Raw genomic sequence first — 24,608 nt, 5'->3', positions numbered from 1 at the left:
TGGATCGGCTATGACCGGCCGATGCCGTCACTGTGCGCTCCCGATGCGTCCTCCGCGGGATCGGCGTCGAGCTCCTCCGGAGCGATCGCCGCGGTGCGCGCGTAGCCGCGGACCCGCCGGTCGATGAAGGTCGCCGCCCAGAGCAGGACGCCGATCACGAGCAGCACCCCCGCGATCCCGTACTGGGCCGTGTCGCGTCCCGAGGTGATCGGCAGCACCAGGTAGACGCAGGCGATCGTGCCCAGCACCGGCAGCACGGTGGGGGTCCGGAAGTGACGGTGCTCGACCGGCTGCCGCCGCAGCACCAGCACGGAGACGTTGACGACGGCGAAGACCGTCAGCAGGAGGAGCGACGTGGTCCCGCCCAGCAGCACCGCGATGGGGTCGGAGGGGTCGCGCGACACGTAGGCGGTGAGGAGCAGGGCGATCACCGTCGTGAAGAGGATCGCGGCCCACGGCGTGCGCCGTCCGCGCAGCACGTTCTGCAGGAACGGCGGCAGCACGCCCTGGCGGCTCATCCCGTAGAGCAGGCGGCTGGCCATCATCATGTTGATCAGCGCGCTGTTGGCCACGGCGAAGAGCGAGATGAAGGGCAGGAGCGTCGAGATCGGGAAGTCGGGCGCCGCGGCCTCGACGACCGTGACGAGCGGAGTGTCGTTGCCGGCCAGCTCCCCCACGGGGACGATCGCGACGGCAAGCGTGGATACGAGCACGTAGACCACGGCGGTGATGCCGAGACCCGTGAGCATCACGCGCGGGAAGATGCGGCTGGGCTCCTTCGTCTCCTCCGCCATGTTCACGGAGTCCTCGAATCCGACCATCGCGAAGAACGCCAGCGAGGTCGCGGTGCTCACCGCGAGCAGCAGCGACTTGTCCTCCGGCGCCTCGAACGCGACCACCCGCGAGAAGTCGGCCTGCCCGCCGAACACCGCGAAGAAGCACACGAAGATCACCAGCAGCAGGCCCGAGAGCTCGATCAGGGTGAGCACCACGTTCAGCCCGACGCTCTCGGCGACACCGCGCAGGTTCACCAGGGCGATGCAGACCATGAACACCAGCGCGATGCTCAGCCGCGTCCCCGCGCCGTCCCCGAGCCCGAAGCCGATCGCGAAGTTGCTCGCGAAGGCGCCCGAGGCGGCGGAGGCCGAGGTGATCCCGCTCGCCATCACGGTGAAGCAGACGAGGAACGTGACGAAGTGGATCCCGAACGCCTTGTGCGCGTAGAGCGCGGCGCCCGCCGCCTGCGGGTACTTCGTCACCAGCTCCAGGTAGGAGCAGGCGGTGAGCGTGGCGACGACGAACGCGATCACGAAGGGGAGCCACGCGGCCCCGCCCACCTCGGCCGCGACCTGCCCGGTGAGGGCGTAGATCCCGGTCCCGAGGATGTCGCCGACCACGAACAGCAGCAGCAGCTTGGGGCCGAGCACCCGCTTGAGCTCGGGCGGGGCGGACGTCTCTCTCGTGGCGGTCATCGTCGGCCCCTCCCGTTGCGGATGAGCGCGAGCCTACGACCGTGGGCACCGCCCCGGGAAGAGCGGGCGCCCGGAGAGCAGGAGCCGACGACACCCACCACTCTGCCGTCGCGCCGTGCGCAGCGCAGCCTCCACCTCGCCGGCGGGAGGCTGCGCGAGGCCGGCTGACCGGATGCTGCCACGGCCGGAGCCTGCCCGGACGTCCCGTGGGCCCCCGACCCTCCGCCCCGCGCGGAGCCGGGGGTCCGCCGCATGTCCGGATGCTGCCGTGCCCGCATGCTGATCTGGTGCCGCCGACGGGCCTTCGCGAGGCTCGGAGGACCACGACGAGAGGACGCACCATGACCGCCACTGCACCCGCCGCCACCCCGCACCTCGGCCCCGTCGCCGCCGGAGGCGCCCTCGCCTGGGCCGCGCTGGCCGCGCTCCTCCTGCTCGGGGAGCCGCACCCCGCGGCGGTCCTCCTGCTCGTGCTCGCCGCCGCCGCCGCGACCTCGCTGAGCGTCGTCGCCGTCGCCCGCCGGCAGCCCCCCGCCCGCCGTACCGGAGTGGTGATCGGTCTCCTCGCCCCCCTCCTCGCGAACGCCGGTCTCACTCCGCTCGCCGCGCTGGTCGGCCCGGCCGTGTTCGGAGCGGTAGCGCTGGTCCTCGCCGGTGAGCTCGCCGTCGTCGCGGTTCTCGCGCGGCGGCGCTGAGTGCGCGCCTCCTACACTCGGGAGGGTCGGGAGAACGGGGGGCCGCCGGTGCTGAGCGAGAACGCGATCGCGCTGTACCTGCACGCGTCCGTGCGCGGAGACTGGTCGCTCGAGAGCGCGTCGGACGAGCTCGGCGTCACCGTCGACGGCCTCCGCGAGGCGCGTGACGAGCTGATCGGGCTCCGGCTGCTCGCTCCGCTGCACGCGGGGGCGGAGTCGCTCGCCACGGCCGCACCGGACATCGCCCTGGCCGAGCTGATCGCCGACGACGAGCGGCGCCTCCTCGAGCTGCAGACCGGGATCACCCGCCGCCGCAGCGAGCTGATGGCCCTCGTCCCCGCCTACCGGAGCGCCCGCAGCGTCCTCGCCGCCGCGGAGCAGGTGGAGGTGATCGAGGACCCGGCGACCGTCCTCCGGCTGCTCCTCGACCTGCAGCGCGGAGCCTCGGAGGAGGTGCTGATCGCCGCTCCCGGCACCAGCAGCGTGGAGCGGCACGAGGCGAGCGACGCCGTCGACCGCGAGCTGCTCGGGCGCGGCATCGCGAGGCGGACGCTGTACCTCGACCGCCGCCGCGACAACGCGGCCCTCCGGCGCTCGGTCGCGGAGCTCGAGCCGCTGGGCGCGCGGTTCCGGACCCTCCCGGTGCTGCCCTTCCGGCTGGTGGTCTTCGACCGCTCCTTCGCGATCGTCGCCCGCTCCCGCGACGAGGACGACCGCGCCGCCCTGGTCGTCCGCTCCCCCGAGCTCGCGGCGACCCTGGCGCGCGTGTTCGACGCGGCGTGGGAGTTCGCAGCGCCCCTGCACGCGGCAGGTGCCGAGGAGGAGCCCTCCCTCTCCGCGGTGCAGCGGTCGATCCTGCAGGGCCTCGCCGCCGGGCTCACCGACGAGGCGCTCGCGGCACGGCTGGACCTCAGCGTGCGCACCTGCCGTCGGCACATCGCCGGTCTCTTCGATCTGCTCGGCGCCGAGAGCCGCTTCCAGGCGGGCGTGCTCGCGACGCGGCGGGGCTGGCTGCCGGTCCGGCCGCGCTGACTCCGGCCGTCGGCGAGCTCAGCGCCGCGGAGCCGCGGTGTCGGAACGGGGTGTCCGCTAGCGGACACGTCCTCTTCCGGCTCTTGTCCCGGCACTCTCCCAGGTCGAACATGGGGACCGCCGCCGACATCCCCGATGACGGGCGGCCTCCGCACCGCGACTCCGTACCCGACGGGACCGCGGCCCCGACGCCCGCGCCGTACCCGACGGACCGCGGCGCATCAGCGACCTGAGCCGAACGCGCGCACAGGCGCTCCTCCGGCGCGCCGTCCGGCACCCCCGACCGACGACGCTCCGGGCCCCCGCTTCCACCTACCCGAAGAGCTCACCCGTGAACCCCAGCACCCCCGCCCGCCCTGGTCCTCCCGCTCCACCCGAGATCCGCCCGCTCCTGACGCGCCAGCAACGCGTCGCCAGCCCCCGTGCCGTCACCAGCCGCGCCAAGCAGCAGTCGCCCTCGCTCATCATGATCGTGCTCCTCTCCGGCGCCGGCGCTCTGCTCTACGGCGCCTTCCTGCTCAACCCGCGCAACATCGGCGACCCCCTCCCGTTCGCCATCGTCATCATCTGCGAGCTGTACCTGATCGGCCAGGCCGCGCTCACGATGTGGACCGCCCTGTCGAGCACCTACGACCCGCGCGACTCCGCCTTCCACTCCGCTCGAGCGACGCTCTACGGGAGCCCGGTCGACGGCATCCCGATCGGCGAGGACCTCTACCTCGGCCGCCGCCGCATCACCGTCGACGTCTTCATCACGACCTACAGGGAGGACCCCGCGATCATCGAGGAGACGGCCCGTGCGGCCCGCGACATGCGCGGCACCCACGTGACGTGGCTCCTCGACGACGGGGACGACCCGCAGGTCGCCGCGATCGCCGAGCGCCTGGGCGTCCGCTACGTGGTGCGCGAGGACCGCGCGGGTGCCAAGGCCGGCAACGTGAACCACGCGCTCCGTCTGACCGACTCGGACTTCGCCGTGATGATCGACGCCGACTTCGTGACCGTGCCGGAGTTCCTGGAGGAGACTCTCCCCTTCTTCGCCCACGACGACGTCGCCTTCGTGCAGGCCCCGCAGGTCTACGGGAACGCGCACAACTTCATCTCGCGCGGCTCCGCCTACATGCAGATCGTCTTCTACGCCCTCACCCAGCCGGGCAAGAACAAGTACAACTCCGCCTTCTGCGTGGGCACCAACGCCGTCTTCCGCCGCAAGGCCCTCGACGACATCGGCGGGATGTACGAGGGCTCGCAGTCCGAGGACATCTGGACGTCGATCTTCGTGCACGAGCGCGGCTGGCGCTCGATCTTCGTGCCGATGACCCTCGCGGTCGGGCGCACGCCCGAGACGATCGAGGCCTTCGTCCGCCAGCAGGTCCGCTGGGCCGTCGGCGGGTTCGAGATCCTGCTCAAGCACAACCCGTTCTCGCCGAAGCGCCGGCTCACGACCGACCAGCGCGTGCAGTACTTCATGACCGTCACGTTCTACTTCACCGGGATCGTGCCGCTGGGCCTGATCGTGCTGCCCCCGCTGCAGATCTACCTGAACATCACGCCGGTCAGCCTCGAGGTGCCGCTCGTCGAGTGGATCCTCTTCTACTGCGGGTTCTACGTGCTGCAGATCGGGCTCGCGCTGTTCATCATCGGCTCGTTCCGGTGGGAGACGCTGCTGCTGTCGACCGTCACCTTCCCGATGTACACGAAGGCGTTCTTCCTCGCTCTCGCGGGCCGGAAGCCGGCCTGGACCTCGACGGGCGCGACCGGGCAGGCCGCCTCGCCCTTCAACTTCATCAAGGTGCAGATGGTCTTCCTGGTGTTCCTGGCCGCGACCTCCGTCGTCGGCTTCCTCAAGGCGGAGTGGACCGCGGAGTACTCGGTGGCGCTCGCCTGGAACGTCCTGAACACCCTCACGCTCGGAGCGTTCGCGGTGATCGCGGCGCGCGAGCACGTCCTCCTGAAGCGCGCCGCCCGGGCCGAGGTGGTCGCTCCGAGCGGCCCCGCCGCCGCGGGACGCCACGGACTCGCCGTGGGTGCGGCATGACCGCGCTGCGCTGGCTCGGCTTCCTCGCCTCGTGCGCCCTCGCGCTCGGCGCCGCCGCCGCCGGCCTGGTCTACGCGAACAACTCCTCGCTCACCGTGCGGGCGGCGAGCGCTCAGCTCGTCACCGACGAGTACTCGCTGGGGACGCCCTACGCGGGCACGATCCAGGACCTCACGATCTCCCGCGGCGACGCGGTGGAGAAGGGCGACGTGCTCTTCAGCCTGCAGAGCACCGTCCTCGAGTCCGACATGCAGACGAAGACGTTCACCAGCGCCGATGTCGGCTACCGGATCGAGGAAGGCGGCCTGATGGTCTTCACGGCGGCGCTGGACGGCGTGGTCACGTCGGTCGACGCCGAGATCGGCTCCTTCGTCGAGGAGGACCAGATGATCGCGGTCGTCGCGATCTCGGACTCGATCCACCTCGAGAGCGAGTTCGTGCTCGGCGCCCGGGACTACTCGCGGGTCCCGATCGGCGGCACCGTCGCCGTGGCGATGCCGGATGGGACGACCGTCGACGCCGAGATCTACGACGTCGAGGTGGAGCGGTTCCACGAGGGGCGGGCGACGACCGTCATCCGCGCGCGCACCGACGAGATCACGACGCAGGACTACACCGTGGTCGGAGCTCCCGTCGCGGCGGAGGTGCGGCTCCGCGACGACGGCGACGGCTTCGGCGGCTGGCTGGTCGCCCAGCTCGGCAGGCTCTTCACGCCGGGCGGGTTCGCGCGGTGAGGCGCGGGGCGGGGGCGGCCCTCGCTCTCGCCCTCGCGATCGCAGGCCTCACCGGATGCACGTCCGACGGCTCCGCGTCCGACTGGGCCGTGGCAGCGTCCGTGCACGCGCGGGAGCTGCCGCAGGTCCCCGGCCCCTACGCGGGGACGGCGCGGCTTGCCGAAGGGGTGCGGCCGCCGACGAACTCGTGGGTGTCCGGACCGGTGTTCGGGGAGGATCTCCCGCTCTACTCAGGGATCCTCACCGTCACGCCGCGCGCCGACGGCTTCACCGTGGGCCTCCCGATCGTGGAGGCGGCTCCGCGGACCGTCTACGCCCTCGCCCGGGACGATCTCACCGTGACGGTCCCCTCGAGCGCGGTGGCGCTCTCCGCGTTCGACGACCTCGTCGCGCACTGGAGCCTCGCGGGTGCCGGTGAGCTCGTCGCAGCCGAGGGCTGGCCCTACGCCTCCTACCGGACCGAGAGCGCCCAGACGGTGCTGATCGGAGGCGCCACCGCTCCCGAGCGCGCGGCCGGCGGCCTGCTCCTGGTCACCGCGGGCGGACAGCGGTACGGGCTGGTGGCGCCCGCCGCCGCCCTCGATACGTTCCCCCGGATGACGCTGGACGGCACGCTGCTCCTCTTCGCGGTGCCTCCGGGAGCGAGCAGGGCGCGGATCGACGAGCTTCGGCGTCGTGCAGTGCCCCTCGAGGGCGCGAGCGTCTCCCACGACGTCACGGCGAGCACCACCACCACGACCTACGCGCTGCGGACCGAGGGCGGCGCCGAGACGTTCTTCGGCCTCGGGGCCGAGGGGGCGATCGGCTACGACACGCTCTACGGCCGGGTGGGGCTCCGTGCGGGAACGTCGTTCTCCCGCGCCGCCCCCACTATCGTCGAGTCGGGGGCGCTCGATCTCGGCTCCCTCACGGCCGAGGAGAAGACGACGCTCCGGACGCAGGTGCCACTCGACGCCGCGGCCACCCGCTTCGCCGCGCCCGACACCTACGGAGCCGGCAAGGAGCTCTACCGCGCCGCTGCTCTGCACCGTCTCGCCGTCGACCTCGGCCTGGAGGAGGTGGCGGCCGACCTGCACGACCGGATCGCCGCCGAGCTCGACCAGTGGCTCGACCCGCGCGGCTGCGCACCGGGTGCCGTGAAGTGCGTCGTCTACGACCCCGTGCTCGGAGGCGTCGTCGGCTCCGCGCCGTCGTTCGGGTCCGACGCGTTCAACGACCACCACTTCCACTACGGCTACCTGCTCTCCGCCGTCGGGATGCTGGCCGCCGAGGACCCGTCCCTCCTCGAGCGGTACCGGACCGTCGCGGACCTGCTCGCCCTGGATCTCGCCTCTCCCGTCGACACCGCCGAGTTCCCGCGGCTGCGCGTGTTCGACGCGTACCGCGGCCACTCCTGGGCCTCGGGGCTCGCGCCGGCCCGGGACGGCAACGACCAGGAGTCGGTGTCCGAGGCGGTCAACGCCTGGAACGGCCTCGCCCTCTGGGCCGCCGCCTCCGGGAACGCGCCGCTGCTCGAGGAGGCGCGCTGGCTGCTCTCCCTCGAGACGCAGGCGGCCGCAGACCTCTGGCTGAGCCCGGAGACGCCGGTCGGCTTCGAAGCGCCGTTCGTCGCGATCAACTGGGGCGGCAAGCGCGACTACGCCACCTTCTTCGACGCGACACCCTCGGCGCTGCTGGGGATCGAGCTGATCCCGATGCCGCCGTCGACCGCGTTCCTCCCCGACCCCTCGCGGGTCGACGAGCTCGTGGCCGGAGCCCCAGGCGCGCCGCTCGCCGACTACGTGCTGATGCTGCAGGCGACCAGCGACCCGGCCGCGGCTCTCGCGCGGGCGGAGCGCCTGCCGGACTCCTCGATCGACAGCGCCGACTCGCGCAGCTACCTGGTGGCGTGGATCCTCACCCGCTGATCCCGCACAGCCCGCTCAGCCCGCGTGCGCTCCGAGGAACGCGAGCGCCCGCGGCCAGGCGTCGGTCGCCGCCTCGGCCTGGTAGGTCTGCTCGTTCGCGTCGTTGAAGAAGGCGTGGCCCGCTCCCGGGTAGACGACGACCTCGACGTCCTTGCCCTCGGTCGCCTCGCGGATGCGCGGCACCTGCTCGACGAGGGGAGCGTCCTGATCGCCCAGGAACGCCAGCACCGGCACCTGCAGCGCGCCGAGCTCCTCGGCGGACGCGGTGACGTGCCCGTAGAACGGCACGGCCGCCGCCAGCCGCGGCTCGGCCAGCGCGAGCGCCCACGAGAAGGTGCCGCCGTAGCAGAACCCGGTGACGGAGACGCTGGTCGCGCCCTCCTGGCGCAGGAGCCGCTCGACGAGGGCGCGGAGGATCGCGACGGTGCGCGTCGCGTGCTCCGGAGTGAAGACGGGGGCGAAGAAGGTGCGCAGCTCGACCTGGCGCGGCAGGCGCCGCACCGGGTGGTCGTAGTCGGCGCGCTGCTCCTCGTCGAGCTGCTCGAGCAGGCCGCTGTCGGCCAGGAGCTCGGGGGCGACGACGCTGTAGCCCTCGGCCGCGTAGCGGTCGGCGACCGAGCGGATGTGCCCGTCGACCCCCCAGACCTCGTGGATCAGGATCAGCGCGCGGCCGCCCTCACCGCTGCGGTACACCGGTACGTCGTGCTCGGCCAGGGTCCAGGTCTCATCGCTCGTGGGCATGCTCGCACCCTAGCCCCGGACCACGGGAGCACGCGTCGTCAGAAGTCGTACTCGCAGTTGCGGAGGTTCGCCACGTCCTCGGTGAGCGTCGGCTCCCCGCCGAGCAGGAACGCGTAGTTCTTCGAGTTGGAGGCCAGGAAGCGCAGCGTCGAGTCGTGCACGCAGTCGCGCTCGGTCAGCAGCACGGACGAGCCCAGGGCCGCCGCCGTCGTCGCTCCCGAGAGGGCGTCGGCGAAGGAGGACCCCGCGGCGAGGAAGACGCTGTCCTGCAGCAGCGACTGGGGGTAGGCGCTGTTCAGCTCGACGCTGGTCTCGTAGCGGTCGCGGCCGGCGATCCTCGAGACCGAGGGGGCGAGGCCGCGACGCTCGAAGTCCGCCACGTACGCGTCCCGGATCGAGGGGTCGCCGCCGAGGAACTCCACGTGCTCCGGCGCCAGATCGCGCACCGCGGTCGCGGTCGCGGAGTCGGCGCCCGAGGTCGCACCGTCGACCAGCAGCACGGGCTGCGCACGCCAGCCGGCGATCGGCGCGGCCGACAGGGCGTCGGGGAAGTTCGTGCCGGTCGCGACGAACATGTTCGAGTAGGGGCCGCTGCCGAAGGCGTCTGCGACGATCCGGCGGGAGGTGTCGTAGCGGTCCGTCCCGCCGATGCGCTCGGTGCCGCCGACGATCGAGCGGATCGCGGAGAGGACCCCGGGGCTCACGCTCAGCTCGCTGCCGACGACCACGACCCGCTCCGGGCGGAGGCGGCGGATCTCGTCGGAGACGACCCGAGGCAGGCGGTCGGGATCGGTGAGCAGGAGCGCGCCTCCGAGGGCGGCGGCGGCCGGGCCGGCGCTCAGCGCATCCGGCCAGTTCGCCCCGCTGGCCACGTAGAGCACCGGGATGCCCGGGGAGAAGTAGCCCGTCGCCTCCACCGAGGTCGCGTAGCGGTCCGATCCGGCGAGGCGCCCGGTGTACTGCTGGTAGTCGCTGCTCAGCGAGAGGTCGATCCCGGCGGCCGATCCGCCCACCGGGACGCGCACGTCGCCCGCGTCGCCCGAGCGGAGGACGTGGTCCCAGTAGCTGTCGTCGATCACGTCGTCGCGGCTCGACGCCCGGACGAGGTAGTCGCCGGGGACGACCTGCTGGAACGAGTACGGGTTGTCGCCGCCCGTGATCAGGTCGAGCTCGCCGGTGCGGAAGTAGCCGTCGGTTCCCGGGTCGCGGTACCAGATGTCGACGCGCTGGTCGCCCGCGACGCCGCTCAGGCGTCCCTCGAGCGACCCCAGCCGTGCGGTGCGCAGCTGCACGCCGGCCGCCGGGGCCTGAAGCGGCTCGGCGCTGCGGGCGACGGCGCTGCCGCCGGACCAGAGGTCGGCGTAGAGGTCGGCGTTGTCCTTGATCAGCAGGTAGTAGGTCTGCCCGGCGGTGAGCCCGTCGATGCTGAAGGTGAGGTCGCCGGCGACGGAGTGGTTCCCGAGGAGCCCCGCCTCGCTCGACCAGACCTCGACGTTCAGGAGGGCGCCGCGGGGAGTGGTGGTCGCGATCGAGCCGTCGGCCTCCTCGACCACGACACGGCCGCTGATCGACGCCGCAGCGCTCGCACGGGCGGCGCTCGGCGCCTCGTCCGGCACGGCGGGCAGGGGGGACTCGGCGCTGGGCTGCCAGAGAGGCTGCCCCTCGGGGAGCACGATCGAGCGGGGCGCGTCGGAGGCGGCGCCGAATGCGGCGACGGGGGCGGCCGACGGCGCGGCCGCCGATGCGGCGGAGGCGAGCGGGCTGGAGGTGATCGCCAGGGCGGCGACGAGGACCGCGGAGGCGGCGGACCTCAGAACGAGCGGGGACACGGCGGAGTGCCTGCTTCCAGGAGGAGGTCGCCCTGCGGCCGACCCGGCGGAGGGGATCGCGCTCATGCTAGCGGCGGCCCGCGCCCCGTCGTCCTCCCCGATCAGGGGTCAGGAGACAGGCGGCGCGACGAGGATGTCGTCCCACTCCAGAGCACGCTCGAACAGGAAGCCGTGCCGCTCGTAGAGGCGGCGGGCGTCGCTGCGCTTCAGCACGTCGAGCCGGAAGGGCAGACCCGGCCGCGCCTCCTCCGCCATCACCCGGCGCAGGACGGCGCCGCCGACTCCGCGTCCCTGTGCGTGCGGCGCCAGGTAGAAGTGCTCGATCCAGACCGCGTCCGGCTCGACCCGCGCGGCGATGCTCCCGGCGAAGGCGCCGTCGAGCTCGATCACCCGGGTGAGCTCGGGCCGGTAGCCGTCGAGGAAGCGGTGCCGCACGCGGTGCTCGTCGTAGCGGTCGAGCGTCTCGAGCGACGGGCGCATGACGACCGCGCGCAGCTCGGCGATCGCCGCGGCGTCCTCCGCGGTGGCGGGGCGGAGCGACCAGCCGGCGTCGTCGGCCACGGTCAGCGGCCGCGGGGCTTGCGGGTGCGCCGCACCGCCGGCGCCGACGCCTTGGCGCGGGCCGGCTTCTTCTTGCCGCCGCCGGCCCTCTCCGCCTTCTCGCGCGCCTCCCGCGCCTTCGCCTTGGCGGCCTTCGCCCGCGACTCGACCTTCGGCGTCGCGGCGGTGCCGCGCGTGGTGTTCGCGCTGCGGCCGCGGACGACTCCGATGAAGTCCTCGACGTCGTCGCCCTTGTCGCCCGTCACCCAGGCGAGGCGGACGGAGGAGGGAGCGACGCCGGTCACCGGCACCGCGGTGACGTCCTTGCGGCTGTGCACGCGCGCCACCGACTGCGGCACGATCAGCACGCCCACTCCGGCCGCGACCTGCTCGACCGCGTCGTCGAGGCCGGCCATGCGCGGCAGCGGGCGCCGCGAGCCGTCCGCGAGCTCCTCGGCGACCGCGGCCCACTCCGGCACGTCCTCCGGGTCCTGGAGGAGGTGCTCGCCGGCCAGCTCGGCGACGTCGAGCTCGTCCGCGGCGGCCAGGGCGTGCTCGCGGCCGACGACGGCGACGGGCTGCTCGTCGTAGAGATGGATGGAGCTGAGGGCGGAGGAGGAGACGTCGCCGCGGACGAACGACAGCTGCGCGCGGCCGTCGAGCAGCGCCTGCTCCTGATCGCGCTCGGCGACGACGGTGATGCGCAGCGGGAGATCGGAGCGGCGCTGGCCCCAGACGCGGGTCCACTTGGTGGGGGTGACGCCGGGCACGAGGGCGACGGCGAGCACGGGGCCGGCGGGGACGGCGTCCTCGGCGTCGGAGTCGGAGTCGGCGGCGTCGGAGTCGGCGTCGTCGACATCGCTGTCCCCGGCGTCGCTGTCCTCGGCGTCGAGGTCGGCGGAGTCGAGGTGGTCGGAGTCGCCGTCGGTGTCGTCCGACTCGGTTCCGGCTCCGGCGCCGACCGCGCCCGATCCGGCCGACGCGTCGACAGCCGCCGCGTCCGCCCCGCCCTCCGGACGCCCCTCCGCCTCGGGAGCGGCCTGCGGGTCGACGGTCTCGGGCTGCTCGCTCATCCCCTCAGGGTAGGTGGTCCGCGCCGCGCCGGTAGGGTTGCCGCATGGCCAAGGCGACACAGACGATGAAGGCTGCGACCGCGGCGAAGAAGCTGCAGGTCTACCTGCCCGCGACCCCGGAGGAGTTCCAGGAGTCGGCGATCACGCGCGAGCAGTACGACGAGCTCGCCGCGAACCCGCCCGCCTGGCTCGTGCAGCTGCGCGAGGAGGGGCCGCACCCCCGCTCCGTCATCGCCTCCCGGCTGAACGTCTCCATCTCGGGGCTCGCCCGCGGCGGCGTCACCGAGGCGCTGACCACTCCCGAGATCCAGGCCCTGCTCGACGAGGTCCCCGAGTGGCTGCGCGTCGAGCAGAACCGCTACGCGGAGGTCCGCCGCGAGCAGGCCCGCATCAAGTCCGAGCGCGCCGCCAAGGCCGCCGACTGACCCCACCCCCGCCTGCGGGACCCCTATCCGGCGCGCGCGACGTGCGCTGCGGGCCGGAGCGGGATCCCGCCGAGGAGAGCCGCGCGGCTACTGGTTCGAGAACGCGGCGTCGAACGACGCGGTCGGGGTCCTCCAGAGCAGCGAGCGGATGAAGCCGACGGCCTCCTTCGCGCCGTGGAGGCGGTCCATCCCGGCGTCCTCCCACTCGATGGAGATCGGGCCGGAGTAGCCGATCGACTCCAGCGCGCGGAACGCGTCCTCCCACGGGACGTCGCCGTGCCCCGTCGAGACGAAGTCCCAGCCGCGGCGCGGGTCGCCCCAGGGCAGGTGCGAGCCGAGCACGCCGGCGCGGCCGTTCTTCGGGCGCAGGCGGGTGTCCTTGCAGTCGACGTGGTAGATCCGGTCCTTGAAGTCGACGATGAAGCCGACCGGGTCGATGTCCTGCCACATCATGTGCGACGGGTCCCAGTTGAAGCCGAAGGCCGGGCGGTGCCCGATCGCCTCGAGGGTGCGCACGCTCGACCAGTAGTCGTAGGCGATCTCGGACGGGTGCACCTCGTGCGCGTAGACCACGCCGTTCGCGTCGAACTCGTCGAGGATCGGGTTCCAGCGGGTCGCGAAGTCCTCGTACCCCTCGTCGATCACGGAGGCCGGCACCGGCGGGAACTGCGCCACGTAGGGCCAGATCTTCGAGCCGGTGAAGCCGACGACCACGTCCACGCCGAGCTTGCGGGCGACCCGCGCCGAGCGCTTCATGTCCTCGGCGGCGCGCTGCCGCACCCCCTCCGCGTCGCCGTCGCCCCAGGTGTAGTCGCGCACGAGTGCCTTGTGGCGGAAGTCGATCGGGTCGTCGCAGACGGCCTGGCCGGTGAGGTGGTTCGAGATGGCGAAGACCTCGAGGCCGTAGCGGTCGAGGATCTCCAGACGCGAGGCGGCGTAGGCGTCGTCCTCGTCCGCGCGCTTGAGGTCGAGGTGGTCGCCCGAGGCCGCGATCTCGAGTCCGTCGTAGCCCCACTCGGCGGCGAGTCGGGCGACCTCCTCGAAGGGCAGATCGGCCCACTGCCCGGTGAACAGCGTCACGGGGTGGGTGGCGGGGTAGGTCTTCTCGTCGCTCATGCGGCGATCTCCGTCCGGTCGTCGGCGGCGGGCACGGTCACCCAGGCGCCTGTCTCGGCCGCGTCGAGCACGGCCTCGGTGATGCGCGCCGCGCGGAGGCCGTCGGCGAAGGTCGGCAGACCCTCCACGTCGGCGCCCGCCACGGCGGCGTAGGTGTCGCGGGCGAACGCCGTGAAGGCGTCCTGGTAGCCCATCGGATGACCGCTCGGCACGATCGAGAGCCGGGCCGCATCGGGCGCGAGGATCGAGGCGTCGCGCGGCACCAGCAGGGCGCTGTCGCGCCGGCCGACCCACAGCGTCTCGGGGAGCTCCTGCTCGAAGCGCAGCGACTCCTCCAGCCCGGACACCTCGAGCACCAGCTCGTTGCGGTGGCCCGCGGTGACCTGCGAGACGAGGAGCGTGCCGACGGCGCCGCCCTCGAGCCGGACGATCAGGCCGGCCACGTCCTCGGTGCTCACCGGGCGGCCGCCGCGCTCGGCGTGGACGGTGCTCGTGATCGCGGCGAGCGAGTCGATCCGGTCGCCGGTGACGAACTCCAGCAGGTCGACCAGGTGCGAGCCGATGTCGCCGAAGGCGCGCGAGCGGCCGCCGGCGGCCGGGTCGACGCGCCAGTTGTCGTCGGAGGCGCCCAGCAGCCAGTCCTGGAGGTAGCTCCCGCGGACGGTGACCAGGCGGCCGGTCTCGCCGGAGGCGACGCGGGCACGGGCCTCGCGCACCATCGGGTGGAAGCGGTAGGCGAACGGGACGGTCGCCACCACGCCGGCGGAGGACGCGGCCGCAGCGAGCGACTCCGCCTCCCGCAGCGTCGCGGCGAGCGGCTTCTCGCACACCACGTGCTTGCCCGCCTCGATCGCCGCGAGCGCGAGTGCGGCGTGCGTGGCGTTCGGGGTGCAGACGTGCACGAGGTCGATGCTCTCGTCCTCGATCAGGGCCCGGGCGTCCGGGTAGGCGCGCTCGACGCCGAGCTCGGCCGCCGCCCGCTCGCCCTTCTCCGGGGTGGAGGAGGCGACTCCGGCGAGCACCGCTCCGGCGCTGCGGGCTGCGCGGCTGTGCACGGCCGCCATGAAGCCGCCGCCGAGCACGCCGACGCGCAGGGGCGCGGGCATCAGGAGAGGGTCGCTTCGGTCGGGTCCCAGCTCTCGGGCAGTGCGGGGCGGGGCGTCACGGAGCTCGTGACGAGGACCTTCTCGCCGGTCTCGGCGGCCTCGAGGAGCGAGAGCATCACGTCGGTGACGTGGTACGCGAGGTCTCCGGAGGCGGCCTCGGGGCGGTCGGCCCGGATCGCACGGGCGAGCTCGAGCACGCCGGTGCCGCGGGAGGCGGTCGAGCCGGTCGCCGCGATGACCTCCGGCTCGGCGGACCCGCGGCGGTGCAGGGTGATCTCTCCGTCGTGCTGGTTCGGGTCGGGGAGGACGAGGGTGCCCTCGGAGCCGTTGATCTCGACGAAGCCGGTGCGCGGCAGGCTCGACTCGAAGCTCCACACGCCCTGGGCCGAGGCCCCGGACTCGAAGCGGAGCAGCCCGCCGATGTGCGTCGGGATGGTCACCGGGAACTCGGTGCCCTCCTTCGGGCCGGAGCCCACGACGCGGGTGGCGCGGGCCTGGGACGAGACGGCGGTGACGCTCTCGACGGGGCCGAGGTTCTGCACGAGCGTGGTGATGTAGTACGGGCCCATGTCCAGCAGCGGTCCGCCGCCCTCGGCGAAGAAGAACTCCGGGTTCGGGTGCCACGACTCGGGGCCGGGGCCCTGGAAGAGGGTGAGGGCGGAGAGCGGCGTGCCGATGGCTCCGCTCTCGATCACGCGCTGCGCCGTCTGGAGGCCCGCGCCCAGGAAGGTGTCGGGAGCGGTCGCGACGCGCAGCCCCTTGTCCTTCGCCAGCGCGAGCAGCTCGATCCCGCTGTCGCGGTCGAGCGAGAAGGGCTTCTCGGTCCACACGTGCTTGCCCGCCTCGACCGCGCGGCGCGCGACCTCGACGTGCGCGGCCGGGATCGTGAGGTTCACGACGATCTCGATGCCCTCGTGCGCGAGGAGCTCCTCGACGGTGCCGGAGGCGGGGACGCCGAAGGCCTCGGCCTGGGTCCTCGCCCGCTCGAGGTCGATGTCGGCGACGAAGAGCACCTCGAGGTCGGGGAAGACGGTGAGGTTGGTCAGGTACTGGGTGCTGATGTTGCCGGCGCCGATGACGCCGACGCCCACGCGGCCGGTGCCGCTCATGCGCCGAGCCCCGAGACGTAGCGGTGGGCCGACTCCAGGCCCTCGAAGATGTCGCCGGCGTAGGCGTCGAACTCCAGCACGGGCAGGGCCTGCGGAGCGGCGGCGAGGATCGCCGGGACGTCCATCGCGCCCTCGCCCGCGGGCAGCTGCTCCTGGGTGTCGGCCGAGATCGGGCCGTCCTTCACGTGCAGGAAGCGCACCTGGTCGCCGAGGCGTCCGAGCACCTCGACCGGGTCGTCGCCGCCGACGGCCGCCCAGTAGGTGTCGAGCTCGAGGACCATGCGCGGGTCGAGCAGGCCCGCGAGGTGCTCGAAGGCGCTGCGGCCGTCGACGCGGTTCTCGAACTCGAAGGCGTGGTTGTGGTAGCCGAGCACCAGGCCGCGGGCGGCGGCGGAGTCGACCAGCGCGTTCAGCTCGTCGGCGATGCGGGCGACGTCGTCCGCGGTGGTCCAGCGGGTCGGGTCGACGTAGGGGTCGATCACGGTCTCGACGCCGAGCGAGGCGGCCGTGTCGAGGATCTCGTCGACGGTGGCGTCGCCCTGAGGGCCGAGGAGGCGCGCGTGGGCGCTGGGAGCGCGCAGTCCGCTGGCCGGGAGCGCTACGCGGTAGGCGTCGGCCAGGTCGACGAACCCGAAGAGCTCGACCGTGGTGAAGCCGATCGCCGCGAGGCGGTCGAGGGTGGCGGGAAGATCGGCCGCGAGCGGCTCGCGCACCGAGTACAGCTGGACAGAGAGGTCTGGGGGTGTGGCCACCGGTGGGGCTCCTGATCGCATCGGAAGGTGTGCCTCGAACCCTACGCGGACTTTTGCTCACGGACAAGCAAAACTAGCCCTGCGCGCCCGCCAAGTTGGGCGCCCGCCGCACAGAAGCACGGGCGCTGTGGTTGACTCTGGCCATGTCCCCGCGCCGCCGCATCACCGTCAGCGCGGTCGGCGAGCTGCTGCTCCTGCTGGCCGACGGGGCTCCCCGGACTCGGGCCGACGTGGTCGCCGAGACGGGCCTGCCGCGCGCGGCCGTCTCCGCCCAGCTCGACGTCCTCACCGCCTCCGGCCTGGTCGCCCGACAGGACGACGCCCCCTCCTCCGGCGGCCGTCCCGCCGCCCGCGTGGCCTTCGACCCCCGGGCGCGCAGCCTCCTCGCCGTCGACCTGGGCGCCGCGCACGCCGTCGTCGCCCTGACCGACCTCGACGGCACGGTCCTCGCCCGCCGCCGCGAGAGCATCGCCATCGCCGACGGCCCCCTCGCCGTCCTCGGCCACGCCCTCGACGTCGCCGCGGCCCTGCTCGGCCGGACTCCGGCGGCCGGCCCGCTCGCGGGAGTCGGCGTCGGCGTCCCCGGACCCGTCGAGCACGCGACGGGCCGCCCGGTGAAGCCGCCGATCATGCCCGGCTGGGACCGCTTCGACATCCCGGAGTTCGTCGGCCGCCGCCTCCCCGTACCCGTCCTCGTCGACAACGACGTGAACCTGCTGGCGCTCGGCGAGCACGCCGACCACTACGCCGACGTGGACGACCTCCTCTACGTGAAGGTCTCCACCGGCATCGGAGCCGGGATCGTCAGCGGCGGCGCCCTGCAGCGCGGAGCCCTCGGAGCCGCGGGCGACCTGGGCCACGTGCAGGTCCCCGGCGACCGCGGCGAGGCCGACCTCGAGGCGATCGCGAGCGGCTCGGCGATCGCCCGCCGGCTGACCGAGTCCGGGATCGACGCCGCCAGCACCTCCGACGTCGTCACCCTGCTGACCGGCGGGGACCCCACCACCGTCGAGCTCACGCGCGCCGCCGGCCGCGACATCGGCGAGGTGCTCGCCACCTGCGTGAACCTCCTGAATCCGTCCGTCATCGTCGTCGGCGGCAGCATCGCCCAGGCCAGCCACGAGGTCCTCGCCGGGGTCCGCGAGGTCGTCTACCGCCGCTCCCTCCCCCTGGCGACCCGCGCGCTCGACATCGTGCAGGCCGCGGCCCAGGGCGGAGGCGTCCGCGGTGCCGCCCTGATGGTCCGGCGCCACCTCCTCTCCCCCGCGCACGTCGACGCCTTCCTCGACGCCTGAGCCGCCGGCGCGGGCCGTAGCGCCCCGGTGAGAGGGCGCGGGTCGGCGTGCCGATTCGACCGGGCGCCGCAGGGGGCAGAGAATGAATCGGTGCCCGACCTGCAGCTCTCCTTCCCCTGGGAGACGCAGCCCGTCTTCACGGACGCCGAGCCCCCGCACCTCCGGAGGGTCGTCGCCGACTCCTCGGACCGCGTCGCCTGGCTCCGCGCCCGCTCGCGCGGCATCACGGCGACCGACGTCGCCCGCCTCTCCTCCCCCGCCGCGATCGGCAAGGCAGCGCTCGACAAGCTCTACGGCACCGGCTTCGGCGGCAACGCCTTCACCGACCACGGCCGCGCCCGCGAGCCCGAGATCGCCGCCTGGGTGCGGAGCGAGCACGCGATCGAGCCCAGCAGCACCCTCTTCCACGCGAGCCAGGAGCGGCGGCACCTCGCCACGCCCGACGGCATCGGCCTCCGCGAGGACGGCCGGCTCGAGCTCTGCGAGATCAAGACCACGACGAAGCCGTGGCGGAGCATCCCGCGCCACTACCTGCGGCAGGTCTTCTGGCAGCAGTACGTCCTCGGCGCCGAGCGCACGCTCGTCGTCTGGGAGCAGCACCGCGACTTCGTGCCGATCGAGGGCGAGCCGAACTCCCGCTGGGTCGACCGCGACGAGGACGAGATCCACATCCTCGTGCGGCTGGCGGGGATGCTGATGGCCGAGCTGCACGAGCGGACGCGCGCCCGGTGACGGTCCTCCTCCTGCACGGCCTGGGCGGCGACCGCTCCCAGCCGCTGGGGCTGCTGCGCTCCGCCCTCCCCGCCGGCAGCGAGGTCATCGCTCCGGACGTCCGCGCCCACGGCGCCTCCGAGCTGCTCGGCGCGCCCGGCGACTTCGCCCTCGAGGCGCTCGCCGACGAGGTGACGGAGGAGATCGTGCGCTCCGGAGCCGCGCACAAGCCGCTCACGGTGCTCGGCATCTCGATGGGCGCGGCGATCGCCCTGCGCCTCGCGGTCCGACGCGTGCTGCCGATCGACCGCGCCGTCTTCGTGCGTCCCGCCTTCACCGCCGAGCCGCTGCCCGAGAACCTCACCGTGTTCCCCGTCATCGCGCAGCTGCTGCACGACCACGGCGCGAAGCGCGGCGAGCGGATGTTCCGCGCCTCGGGCCTGTTCGCGCGCGCCGCCGAGGTGTCCCCCGCGTCGGCGGAGGCGCTGACGCTGCAGTTCCGCTCCCCGCGCGCGGCCGAGCGCGCCGTCCGGCTCGCCCAGATCCCGCGGAACGCCGCCTACCGCGACTCCGGAGAGCTGGGCGAGGTCATCGCGCGCACCCTGGTGATCGCGGCCGAGCGCGACCCCGTGCACCCGGTCGAGGTCGCGGAGGCGTGGGCTAGGGCTCTTCCGGATGCGGACTGCGAGCGGGTGCCGTCGCGGGACGAGGGCTTCGCCGCTCAGCAGGACCGGATCCGCGGGCACGTCCGCGGCTGGCTCGCTTGGCGCTGAGGTCCTCGAGCGCGAGCACCAGGCCGACGAACGCGAGCCAGAGCACTGCGATCGCCGTCGCCACGAACTCGAGCGTGCCGCCGAGCCGCAGCCACACGCGCAGGAGCGACAGGATCCCACCCGTCCCGGCGACGACCGCCACCGAGATCCCGGCGGCGAGCGAGAGCCGCGCGACCGCAGGGCGCCCCCGCACGGTCGCCAGCTGGAGCATCGCGGCGCAGGCGGCCCCGAAGCCGAGCACGGCGGCCGAGGTGTGGATGAGGTCCTGCCAGCGGAAGGCCGGCCCGACCGGCAGCGGGCAGCCCGCCGTGCAGGTCACCTGCGAGGCGAGCGCGAAGCAGGCGGCCGCCAGGAGGATGGCGCCCGCCGGGCGGAGGGCGGGCAGCAGGCGGGCGCGCACGGGCCAGGCGCCCGCGGCGATCAGCGCACCGCCGGCCGCCACGAGCAGAAGGGCGGCCTCGAAGGCGCCCGCCGTCGGCAGGTCCGGCGCGCCCATCTCGCTGACGTAGACCCAGCGGCTGGTGCCGATGCTGATCCGGGCGGCCAGGAGGACCACGAGCCCGGCCAGGACAAGGAGGGCACCGCCGACCAGCAGGGTACGTCGGCGTCGCATCCCCTCATCGTGCCAGACCGGGCGCCCGCGGCTCCGCGCGCCAATCTTCTCCCGAGGGTGACACCCCCGTAACAGCGCCGACTCATTGCCTCGATTGACTGGTCGCGGCGTCGGATGCGGGGATCGGGGGCGACGTCCTCGGCACGCTCCACCCGCACGCCTCAGCGACAGGAAAGGCGACGATGCACACCAGCGCGCTCGGGCACGGCCTCGCGATCGGCGAGATCCCGGAGGAGGTCGTCCTCCCCGACACGATGACGGCGGCGGTGATCGACGCGCCGGGCGACGCCTCCGCCCTGCACCTGGCGACCGTGCCGACACCCTCCGCCATCAACGCCGAGTTCACCGTGAAGGTGGTCGCGGCCGGCGTGAACCCGCTCGACGCGAAGACGCGCGCGGGCCAGGGGGTCGCCTCGCAGATCGCCTCCTACCCTGCGGTCCTCGGCCACGACTTCTCGGGCGTCGTCGTCTCGAGCCCCTACCCGGCGCATCCGCTGCGGCCGGGCGACGAGGTCTACGGCTTCGTCATGGTGCCGCGCTACTCGGGCTCCTACGCGGAATACGTCAGCGTGCCGAGCGTCTCCATCGCGCGGAAGCCGTCGACGCTCTCGCACGTCGAAGCGGCCGGCGTCCCGCTCGCGGCGCTCACCGCCTGGGGCATGGTCGTCGAGCTCGCCAAGGCGCACGACGGTCAGCGGATCCTCATCCACGCCGGGTCGGGCGGAGTCGGCCACTTCGCGGTGCAGTTCGCCGCCTACTTCGGCGCATCGGTGATCGCGACCGGCTCGACCCGCAACCTGCAGTGGCTGCACGAGCTCGGCGCCGCGCAGGTGATCGACCACACCGCCGAGCGCTTCGACGAGCTGCTGTCCGGCGTCGACGTGGTCATCGATCTGGTCGGCAACGTCCACGACGACACGGGCTCGCGCTCGCTGAGGGTCCTCCGCCCCGGGGGCCTGATCGTGAACGCGCCCACCGGGAGCTGGCCCGGGTTCTTCGAGGAGGCGGCCGCTGCGGGCGTGCGCGCCTCCACCTACCGCGTCGCTCCCGACGGGGCGACCCTCGGCGTGGTCTCGCGCCTTCTCGAGTCGGGCGACGTCCGCGTCTTCATCGACGGCATCTTCCCCCTCGCCCGCGCCTGCGAGGCGCACGAGCAGCTCGAGACGGGCCACACCCGCGGCAAGATCGTCCTCACCGTCTCCGAGGGCTGACCTCGGCGAGATGCCACTCGGATACGCCGCGCGGAGCGGGTCGCGTACCCGGGTGGCGTCTCGCGGGGAGGGTCAGGCGAGAGAGCGCTCGAGGACGAAGTCGTCCTCCCAGCGGTCGCCGACGAGGAAGCGCTTGCGGCCGACGACCGCGAAGCCGTGCTTGGAGTAGAACAGCTGAGCACGCGCGTTCTCCTCGTTGACGCCGAGCCAGACGCCCGCGGCACCGTGTGCCCGCGCCTCCTCGAGGGTCGCGGCCATCAGCGCGGCCGCCGCTCCGGAGCCGTGCCGGCCGGGCAGGAGGTAGAACTTGCTGAGCTCGACGGTCGGACGCAGCCGGATCGCCGCGACGACGTCGGCGTCGGCGGGCTCCCCGCGCACGAGCATCGCGTAGCCGGTCAGCGCGCCGGAGTCGTCGTCGACCAGGAGCGAGCGGAGCGGATCGGCGAGGTGGTCGCGGAAGCGCTCGACCGAGAGCACGGTGCGCACGAACTCGGCCTTCGCCTCCGCGGTGGTGTGCGACGGGCAGGCCAGCGGGAACGTCGCGGCGGCCAGCTCGGCCAGGGCGGCGGCGTCGGCGGGGGACGCCCGGCGGACGGTCACGGGAGGCGCGGCGGAGCGGAGCGGCGGATCACCGGTCCAGTATGCCGGGACGACGAAGGAGGGGGCCCGCCGAAACGGACCCCCTCCTCACGTCAGTGCGTGCTCGGCTCAGGCCAGGACGTTGACGTCCAGCGGGATGCCGGGGCCGAAGGTCGTCGAGACGGCGGCCTTCTGGATATAGCGGCCCTTCGAGGAGGACGGCTTGAGGCGGAGGATCTCGTCGAGCGCGGTCTTGAAGTTCTCCTGGAGCTGCTCCTCGGTGAACGCGGCCTTGCCCACGACGAGGTGCACGTTGGCGTGCTTGTCGACGCGGAACTCGATCTTTCCGCCCTTGATCTCGGTCACGGCCTTCGCCACGTCCGGGGTCACGGTGCCGGTCTTCGGGTTGGGCATGAGGCCGCGGGGGCCGAGCACCTTTCCGAGACGGCCGACCTGGCCCATGAGCTCCGGGGTCGAGACGGCGGAGTCGAACGAGGTGTACCCGCCCGCGACCTTCTCGATGAGCTCGGCGCCGCCGACCTCGTCGGCACCGGCGGCCAGCGCGGCCTCGGCGGCCGGACCGGTCGCGAACACGATGACGCGGGCGGTCTTGCCCGTGCCGTGGGGCAGGATGACCGTGCCGCGGACCATCTGGTCGGCCTTGCGGGGGTCGACACCGAGCTTGAGGGCGACCTCGACGGTGCTGTTGAACTTGGCGGAACCGGTCTCGCGGGCGAGCGCGACGGCCTCGTCGGCCGTGTAGAACTTGCCCTCTTCGAGCTTGGCCGCGGCGGCCCGGTAGGCCTTCGACTTCTGTGCCATGTTGTTTCTCCTTGAAACGAGAATGTGGTTCTAGAGCCTGGCGGGCTCTCCCACGGGGGTGATGGAGTTCTGGTGGTGCCGCGATCGCGGCCGTGACTGCTGCTCGCGGGAGGCGGGGAGGTCCTGCGGAGGCGTATCCGGACCGGGCGTGCGACCCCGCTGAGGGGCCGCCGTCGGGTTCATGAGGCTTCCGCGGTGGGTCCGCGCCGGTGGGCGCGTCGCTCCCGCCGTCGAGCAGCGCGTCGCGCTACTCGACCGTGATGCCCATCGAGCGGGCGGTGCCGGCGATGATCTTCGCGGCGGCGTCGATGTCGTTGGCGTTCAGGTCGACCTGCTTCGCCTCGGCGATCTCGCGGACCTGCGCCTGGGTGAGCTTCGCGACCTTCACGGTGTGCGGGGTCGAGGAGCCCTTGGCGACGCCGGCGGCCTTCTTGATGAGCTCCGCCGCGGGCGGGGTCTTCAGCACGAAGGTGAACGAGCGGTCCTCGTAGACGGTGATCTCGACGGGGATGACGTTGCCGCGCTGCGACTCGGTCTGCGCGTTGTACGCCTTGCAGAACTCCATGATGTTGACGCCGTGCTGACCGAGCGCCGGACCGATCGGGGGCGCGGGGTTGGCCGCGCCGGCCTTGATCTGGAGCTTGATCAGGCCGGTGACCTTCTTCTTGGGGGCCATTCTGATTCCTTTTCTCAGGGTTCGAGCGGTCGGGGGCTCCCGGCCGCTCTCCCGCGCATCCGACGGTGCCGGATCGCGGTGGAGGAGGGTCGTCCGGCGCGCGCAGAGGCGGGCGCCGACACGAAAACCCGTACGAGCTTACACGAGCGGGGCCACCCCCGACAGGGCGGAGGAGGGGCCGGCGCCCGGGTGCGCGCTGGCGGTGCCGGAGGAGGCGCCGCCCGGAACGGCGAACGCCCCCTCCGACCTGCGGAGGGGGCGTTCACGCGGCGCGGAGGCGACGCGTCAGAGCTTGGTGACCTGGTCGAACGACAGCTCGACCGGGGTCTCGCGCTCGAAGAGCGAGACGAGCACGGTGAGCTTGCCGCTCTCGGGCTTGATCTCGCTGATCGAGCCGGGAAGACCCGCGAACGAGCCCTCCTTGATGGTGATGGTCTCGCCGATCTCGAAGTCGACCTCGGCGGGCAGCACGCGCTGGGCCTGCTTCTGGCCCTTGGCACCGGAGGTCTTCGAGGGGGCGACGTCCTTGATCTCGACGAGGCTCTTCAGCATCGTGAAGGCCTCCTCGAAGCGCAGCGGGGTCGGGTTGTGGGCGTTGCCCACGAAGCCGGTGACGCCCGGGGTGTGGCGGACGACCGACCACGAGTCCTCGTTGAGGTCCATGCGCACCAGCACGTAGCCGGGGATGCGCACGCGGGTGACCATCTTGCGCTGGCCGTTCTTGATCTCGACCACGTCCTCCATCGGGACCTGGACCTCGAAGATGTAGTCCTCGGCCTCGAGCGAGACCTTGCGGTTCTCGATGTTCGACTTCACGCGCTTCTCGAAGCCGGCGTAGGAGTGGATGACGTACCACTTGCCCGGCTTGCCGCGCAGCTCGGTGCGGAAGGCCTCGTACGGGTCGATGTCGGCGAGGTCCTCACCGGCGGACTCGGCGTCCTCGGCGGCGACCTCGGCCTCGTCCTCGACGGCCTCGAGGGCCGCTTCGGCCTCCTCGACGGTGTCGATGTGCGCGGCCTCGTCGACCGCGGAGTCGGCCTCGGGGTCGTCGACGGAGCCGATGGCGTCCAGCGCTGCCTCGAGGTCGGAGGCGAGGTCGTCCTCGGACTCGTTCTCGTCGATGATGCTCAGCGCACCCTGCTCGGCGGGCTCGACGGCGTCCTCAGCCTGCGACTGGACGTCGCCCTCCTGCTCCTCCTCGACCTCCGACGACTGCTCGGCAGCCGTCGCCCAGTCGACGTCGTCGCGGTTTCTGTCAGACACTCGTCACAACTCTCTCTCGATCGATCGGTCGCGCCCCTCGGGGCGCGTCCCGCTGTCGCCGGCACCCTCCGCTCGCGCGGCCCGGATGCTCTCGGG

General features: G+C 73.1%; 24 protein-coding genes. 10 read left to right on the top strand and 14 right to left on the bottom strand.

Annotation, left to right across the window (positions count from 1 at the left end):
• Window positions 1-8: 8 nt before the first annotated feature.
• On the bottom strand, window positions 9-1,472 hold the full coding sequence (locus C5C71_RS11545; RefSeq protein WP_104234223.1) for an APC family permease: 1,464 nt from the start codon (window positions 1,470-1,472) through the stop codon (window positions 9-11).
• A 341-nt stretch (window positions 1,473-1,813) separates the two neighbouring features.
• Here C5C71_RS11545 and C5C71_RS11540 point away from each other — a divergent pair, with 341 nt between their 5' ends.
• The 5 genes from C5C71_RS11540 (at window position 1,814) to C5C71_RS11520 (ending at window position 7,878) form a co-directional block, all read left to right on the top strand.
• Window positions 1,814-2,167, top strand: coding sequence for a hypothetical protein (locus C5C71_RS11540; protein ID WP_104324517.1), 354 nt, complete (start codon window positions 1,814-1,816; stop codon window positions 2,165-2,167).
• A gap of 48 nt (window positions 2,168-2,215) precedes the next feature.
• Window positions 2,216-3,199 (top strand): helix-turn-helix transcriptional regulator, encoded by a 984-nt coding sequence (locus C5C71_RS11535; protein WP_104337725.1) that lies wholly within the window; start codon window positions 2,216-2,218, stop codon window positions 3,197-3,199.
• Window positions 3,200-3,530: 331 nt separating this feature from the next.
• Window positions 3,531-5,237, top strand: coding sequence for a glycosyltransferase family 2 protein (locus C5C71_RS11530; RefSeq protein WP_104247767.1), 1,707 nt, complete (start codon window positions 3,531-3,533; stop codon window positions 5,235-5,237).
• Entirely contained in the window at window positions 5,234-5,971 is a 738-nt protein-coding gene (locus tag C5C71_RS11525; RefSeq protein ID WP_104337724.1) for a biotin/lipoyl-binding protein, read from the top strand. Before C5C71_RS11530 ends, C5C71_RS11525 begins: the two co-directional genes overlap by 4 nt.
• 191 nt (window positions 5,972-6,162) lie before the next feature.
• Entirely contained in the window at window positions 6,163-7,878 is a 1,716-nt protein-coding gene (locus C5C71_RS11520) for a glycosyl hydrolase (protein WP_146084459.1), read from the top strand.
• 15 nt (window positions 7,879-7,893) lie between these two features.
• On the opposite strand, the gene C5C71_RS11515 is transcribed toward C5C71_RS11520, so the two are convergent.
• The 4 genes from C5C71_RS11515 to C5C71_RS11500 form a co-directional block, all read right to left on the bottom strand.
• Window positions 7,894-8,619, bottom strand: a complete 726-nt coding sequence (locus C5C71_RS11515) for a dienelactone hydrolase family protein (protein WP_104223644.1) — start codon at window positions 8,617-8,619, stop codon at window positions 7,894-7,896.
• A 38-nt stretch (window positions 8,620-8,657) separates the two neighbouring features.
• Window positions 8,658-10,448: a cell wall-binding repeat-containing protein gene (locus C5C71_RS11510; RefSeq protein WP_104262974.1), complete on the bottom strand. Its 1,791-nt coding sequence runs from the start codon at window positions 10,446-10,448 to the stop codon at window positions 8,658-8,660.
• A gap of 108 nt (window positions 10,449-10,556) precedes the next feature.
• Entirely contained in the window at window positions 10,557-11,009 is a 453-nt protein-coding gene (locus C5C71_RS11505; protein WP_258063585.1) for a GNAT family N-acetyltransferase, read from the bottom strand.
• A 2-nt stretch (window positions 11,010-11,011) separates the two neighbouring features.
• Complete coding sequence (locus C5C71_RS11500; protein ID WP_104337723.1) at window positions 11,012-12,061, bottom strand: LysR substrate-binding domain-containing protein; 1,050 nt, start codon at window positions 12,059-12,061, stop codon at window positions 11,012-11,014.
• A gap of 44 nt (window positions 12,062-12,105) precedes the next feature.
• Here C5C71_RS11500 and C5C71_RS11495 point away from each other — a divergent pair, with 44 nt between their 5' ends.
• On the top strand, window positions 12,106-12,486 hold the full coding sequence (locus tag C5C71_RS11495; protein ID WP_104223641.1) for a DUF5997 family protein: 381 nt from the start codon (window positions 12,106-12,108) through the stop codon (window positions 12,484-12,486).
• An 87-nt stretch (window positions 12,487-12,573) separates the two neighbouring features.
• Here C5C71_RS11495 and C5C71_RS11490 read toward each other — a convergent pair whose 3' ends face one another.
• Genes C5C71_RS11490 through C5C71_RS11475 form a run of 4 tightly spaced genes read right to left on the bottom strand, consistent with a single transcriptional unit; the run spans window position 12,574 to window position 16,569 of the window.
• Window positions 12,574-13,602 carry a sugar phosphate isomerase/epimerase gene (locus C5C71_RS11490; protein WP_167299019.1) on the bottom strand — a complete coding sequence of 343 codons (1,029 nt, stop codon included), beginning with the start codon at window positions 13,600-13,602 and terminating at the stop codon, window positions 12,574-12,576.
• Entirely contained in the window at window positions 13,599-14,708 is a 1,110-nt protein-coding gene (locus C5C71_RS11485) for a Gfo/Idh/MocA family protein (RefSeq protein ID WP_104223640.1), read from the bottom strand. Before C5C71_RS11485 ends, C5C71_RS11490 begins: the two co-directional genes overlap by 4 nt.
• Window positions 14,708-15,817 (bottom strand): Gfo/Idh/MocA family protein, encoded by a 1,110-nt coding sequence (locus C5C71_RS11480; RefSeq protein WP_104223639.1) that lies wholly within the window; start codon window positions 15,815-15,817, stop codon window positions 14,708-14,710. Before C5C71_RS11480 ends, C5C71_RS11485 begins: the two co-directional genes overlap by 1 nt.
• Window positions 15,814-16,569: a sugar phosphate isomerase/epimerase gene (locus tag C5C71_RS11475; RefSeq protein WP_258063586.1), complete on the bottom strand. Its 756-nt coding sequence runs from the start codon at window positions 16,567-16,569 to the stop codon at window positions 15,814-15,816. Before C5C71_RS11475 ends, C5C71_RS11480 begins: the two co-directional genes overlap by 4 nt.
• 143 nt (window positions 16,570-16,712) lie before the next feature.
• On the opposite strand from C5C71_RS11475, the gene C5C71_RS11470 reads away from it, so the two are divergent.
• The 3 genes from C5C71_RS11470 to C5C71_RS11465 all read left to right on the top strand — a co-directional run bounded on the left by C5C71_RS11470 (window position 16,713) and on the right by C5C71_RS11465 (window position 19,348).
• Window positions 16,713-17,864, top strand: coding sequence for an ROK family transcriptional regulator (locus C5C71_RS11470; protein WP_104223637.1), 1,152 nt, complete (start codon window positions 16,713-16,715; stop codon window positions 17,862-17,864).
• 99 nt (window positions 17,865-17,963) lie between these two features.
• On the top strand, window positions 17,964-18,596 hold the full coding sequence (locus tag C5C71_RS17300) for a YqaJ viral recombinase family protein (protein WP_104223661.1): 633 nt from the start codon (window positions 17,964-17,966) through the stop codon (window positions 18,594-18,596).
• Window positions 18,593-19,348, top strand: coding sequence for an alpha/beta fold hydrolase (locus tag C5C71_RS11465; RefSeq protein WP_181065700.1), 756 nt, complete (start codon window positions 18,593-18,595; stop codon window positions 19,346-19,348). Before C5C71_RS17300 ends, C5C71_RS11465 begins: the two co-directional genes overlap by 4 nt.
• Here C5C71_RS11465 and C5C71_RS11460 read toward each other — a convergent pair.
• On the bottom strand, window positions 19,236-19,961 hold the full coding sequence (locus C5C71_RS11460; protein WP_104337721.1) for a DUF998 domain-containing protein: 726 nt from the start codon (window positions 19,959-19,961) through the stop codon (window positions 19,236-19,238). The genes C5C71_RS11465 and C5C71_RS11460 overlap by 113 nt on opposite strands.
• A gap of 182 nt (window positions 19,962-20,143) precedes the next feature.
• Between C5C71_RS11460 and C5C71_RS11455 the strand changes: the two genes are divergently transcribed.
• Window positions 20,144-21,172 (top strand): NADP-dependent oxidoreductase, encoded by a 1,029-nt coding sequence (locus tag C5C71_RS11455; RefSeq protein WP_374954290.1) that lies wholly within the window; start codon window positions 20,144-20,146, stop codon window positions 21,170-21,172.
• 72 nt (window positions 21,173-21,244) lie between these two features.
• Here C5C71_RS11455 and C5C71_RS11450 read toward each other — a convergent pair whose 3' ends face one another.
• The 4 genes from C5C71_RS11450 to nusG form a co-directional block, all read right to left on the bottom strand.
• Window positions 21,245-21,772 carry a GNAT family N-acetyltransferase gene (locus tag C5C71_RS11450; protein ID WP_104337720.1) on the bottom strand — a complete coding sequence of 176 codons (528 nt, stop codon included), beginning with the start codon at window positions 21,770-21,772 and terminating at the stop codon, window positions 21,245-21,247.
• 108 nt (window positions 21,773-21,880) lie between these two features.
• A complete protein-coding gene (rplA, locus tag C5C71_RS11445; RefSeq protein WP_104223633.1) occupies window positions 21,881-22,573 on the bottom strand; it encodes a 50S ribosomal protein L1 in 693 nt (230 codons plus the stop codon).
• Window positions 22,574-22,820: 247 nt separating this feature from the next.
• A complete protein-coding gene (rplK, locus tag C5C71_RS11440; RefSeq protein WP_104223632.1) occupies window positions 22,821-23,249 on the bottom strand; it encodes a 50S ribosomal protein L11 in 429 nt (142 codons plus the stop codon).
• 285 nt (window positions 23,250-23,534) lie between these two features.
• Window positions 23,535-24,512: a transcription termination/antitermination protein NusG gene (gene nusG / locus C5C71_RS11435; protein WP_104223631.1), complete on the bottom strand. Its 978-nt coding sequence runs from the start codon at window positions 24,510-24,512 to the stop codon at window positions 23,535-23,537.
• Window positions 24,513-24,608: the final 96 nt, after the last annotated feature.

Origin of the sequence: Rathayibacter sp. AY1C1 (assembly GCF_002932105.1) — a bacterium.
In the GTDB taxonomy this organism is placed as follows: domain Bacteria; phylum Actinomycetota; class Actinomycetes; order Actinomycetales; family Microbacteriaceae; genus Rathayibacter.
The sequence above is the reverse complement of the archived record's forward strand: the minus strand, read 5'-3'. Positions and strand labels throughout refer to the sequence as shown.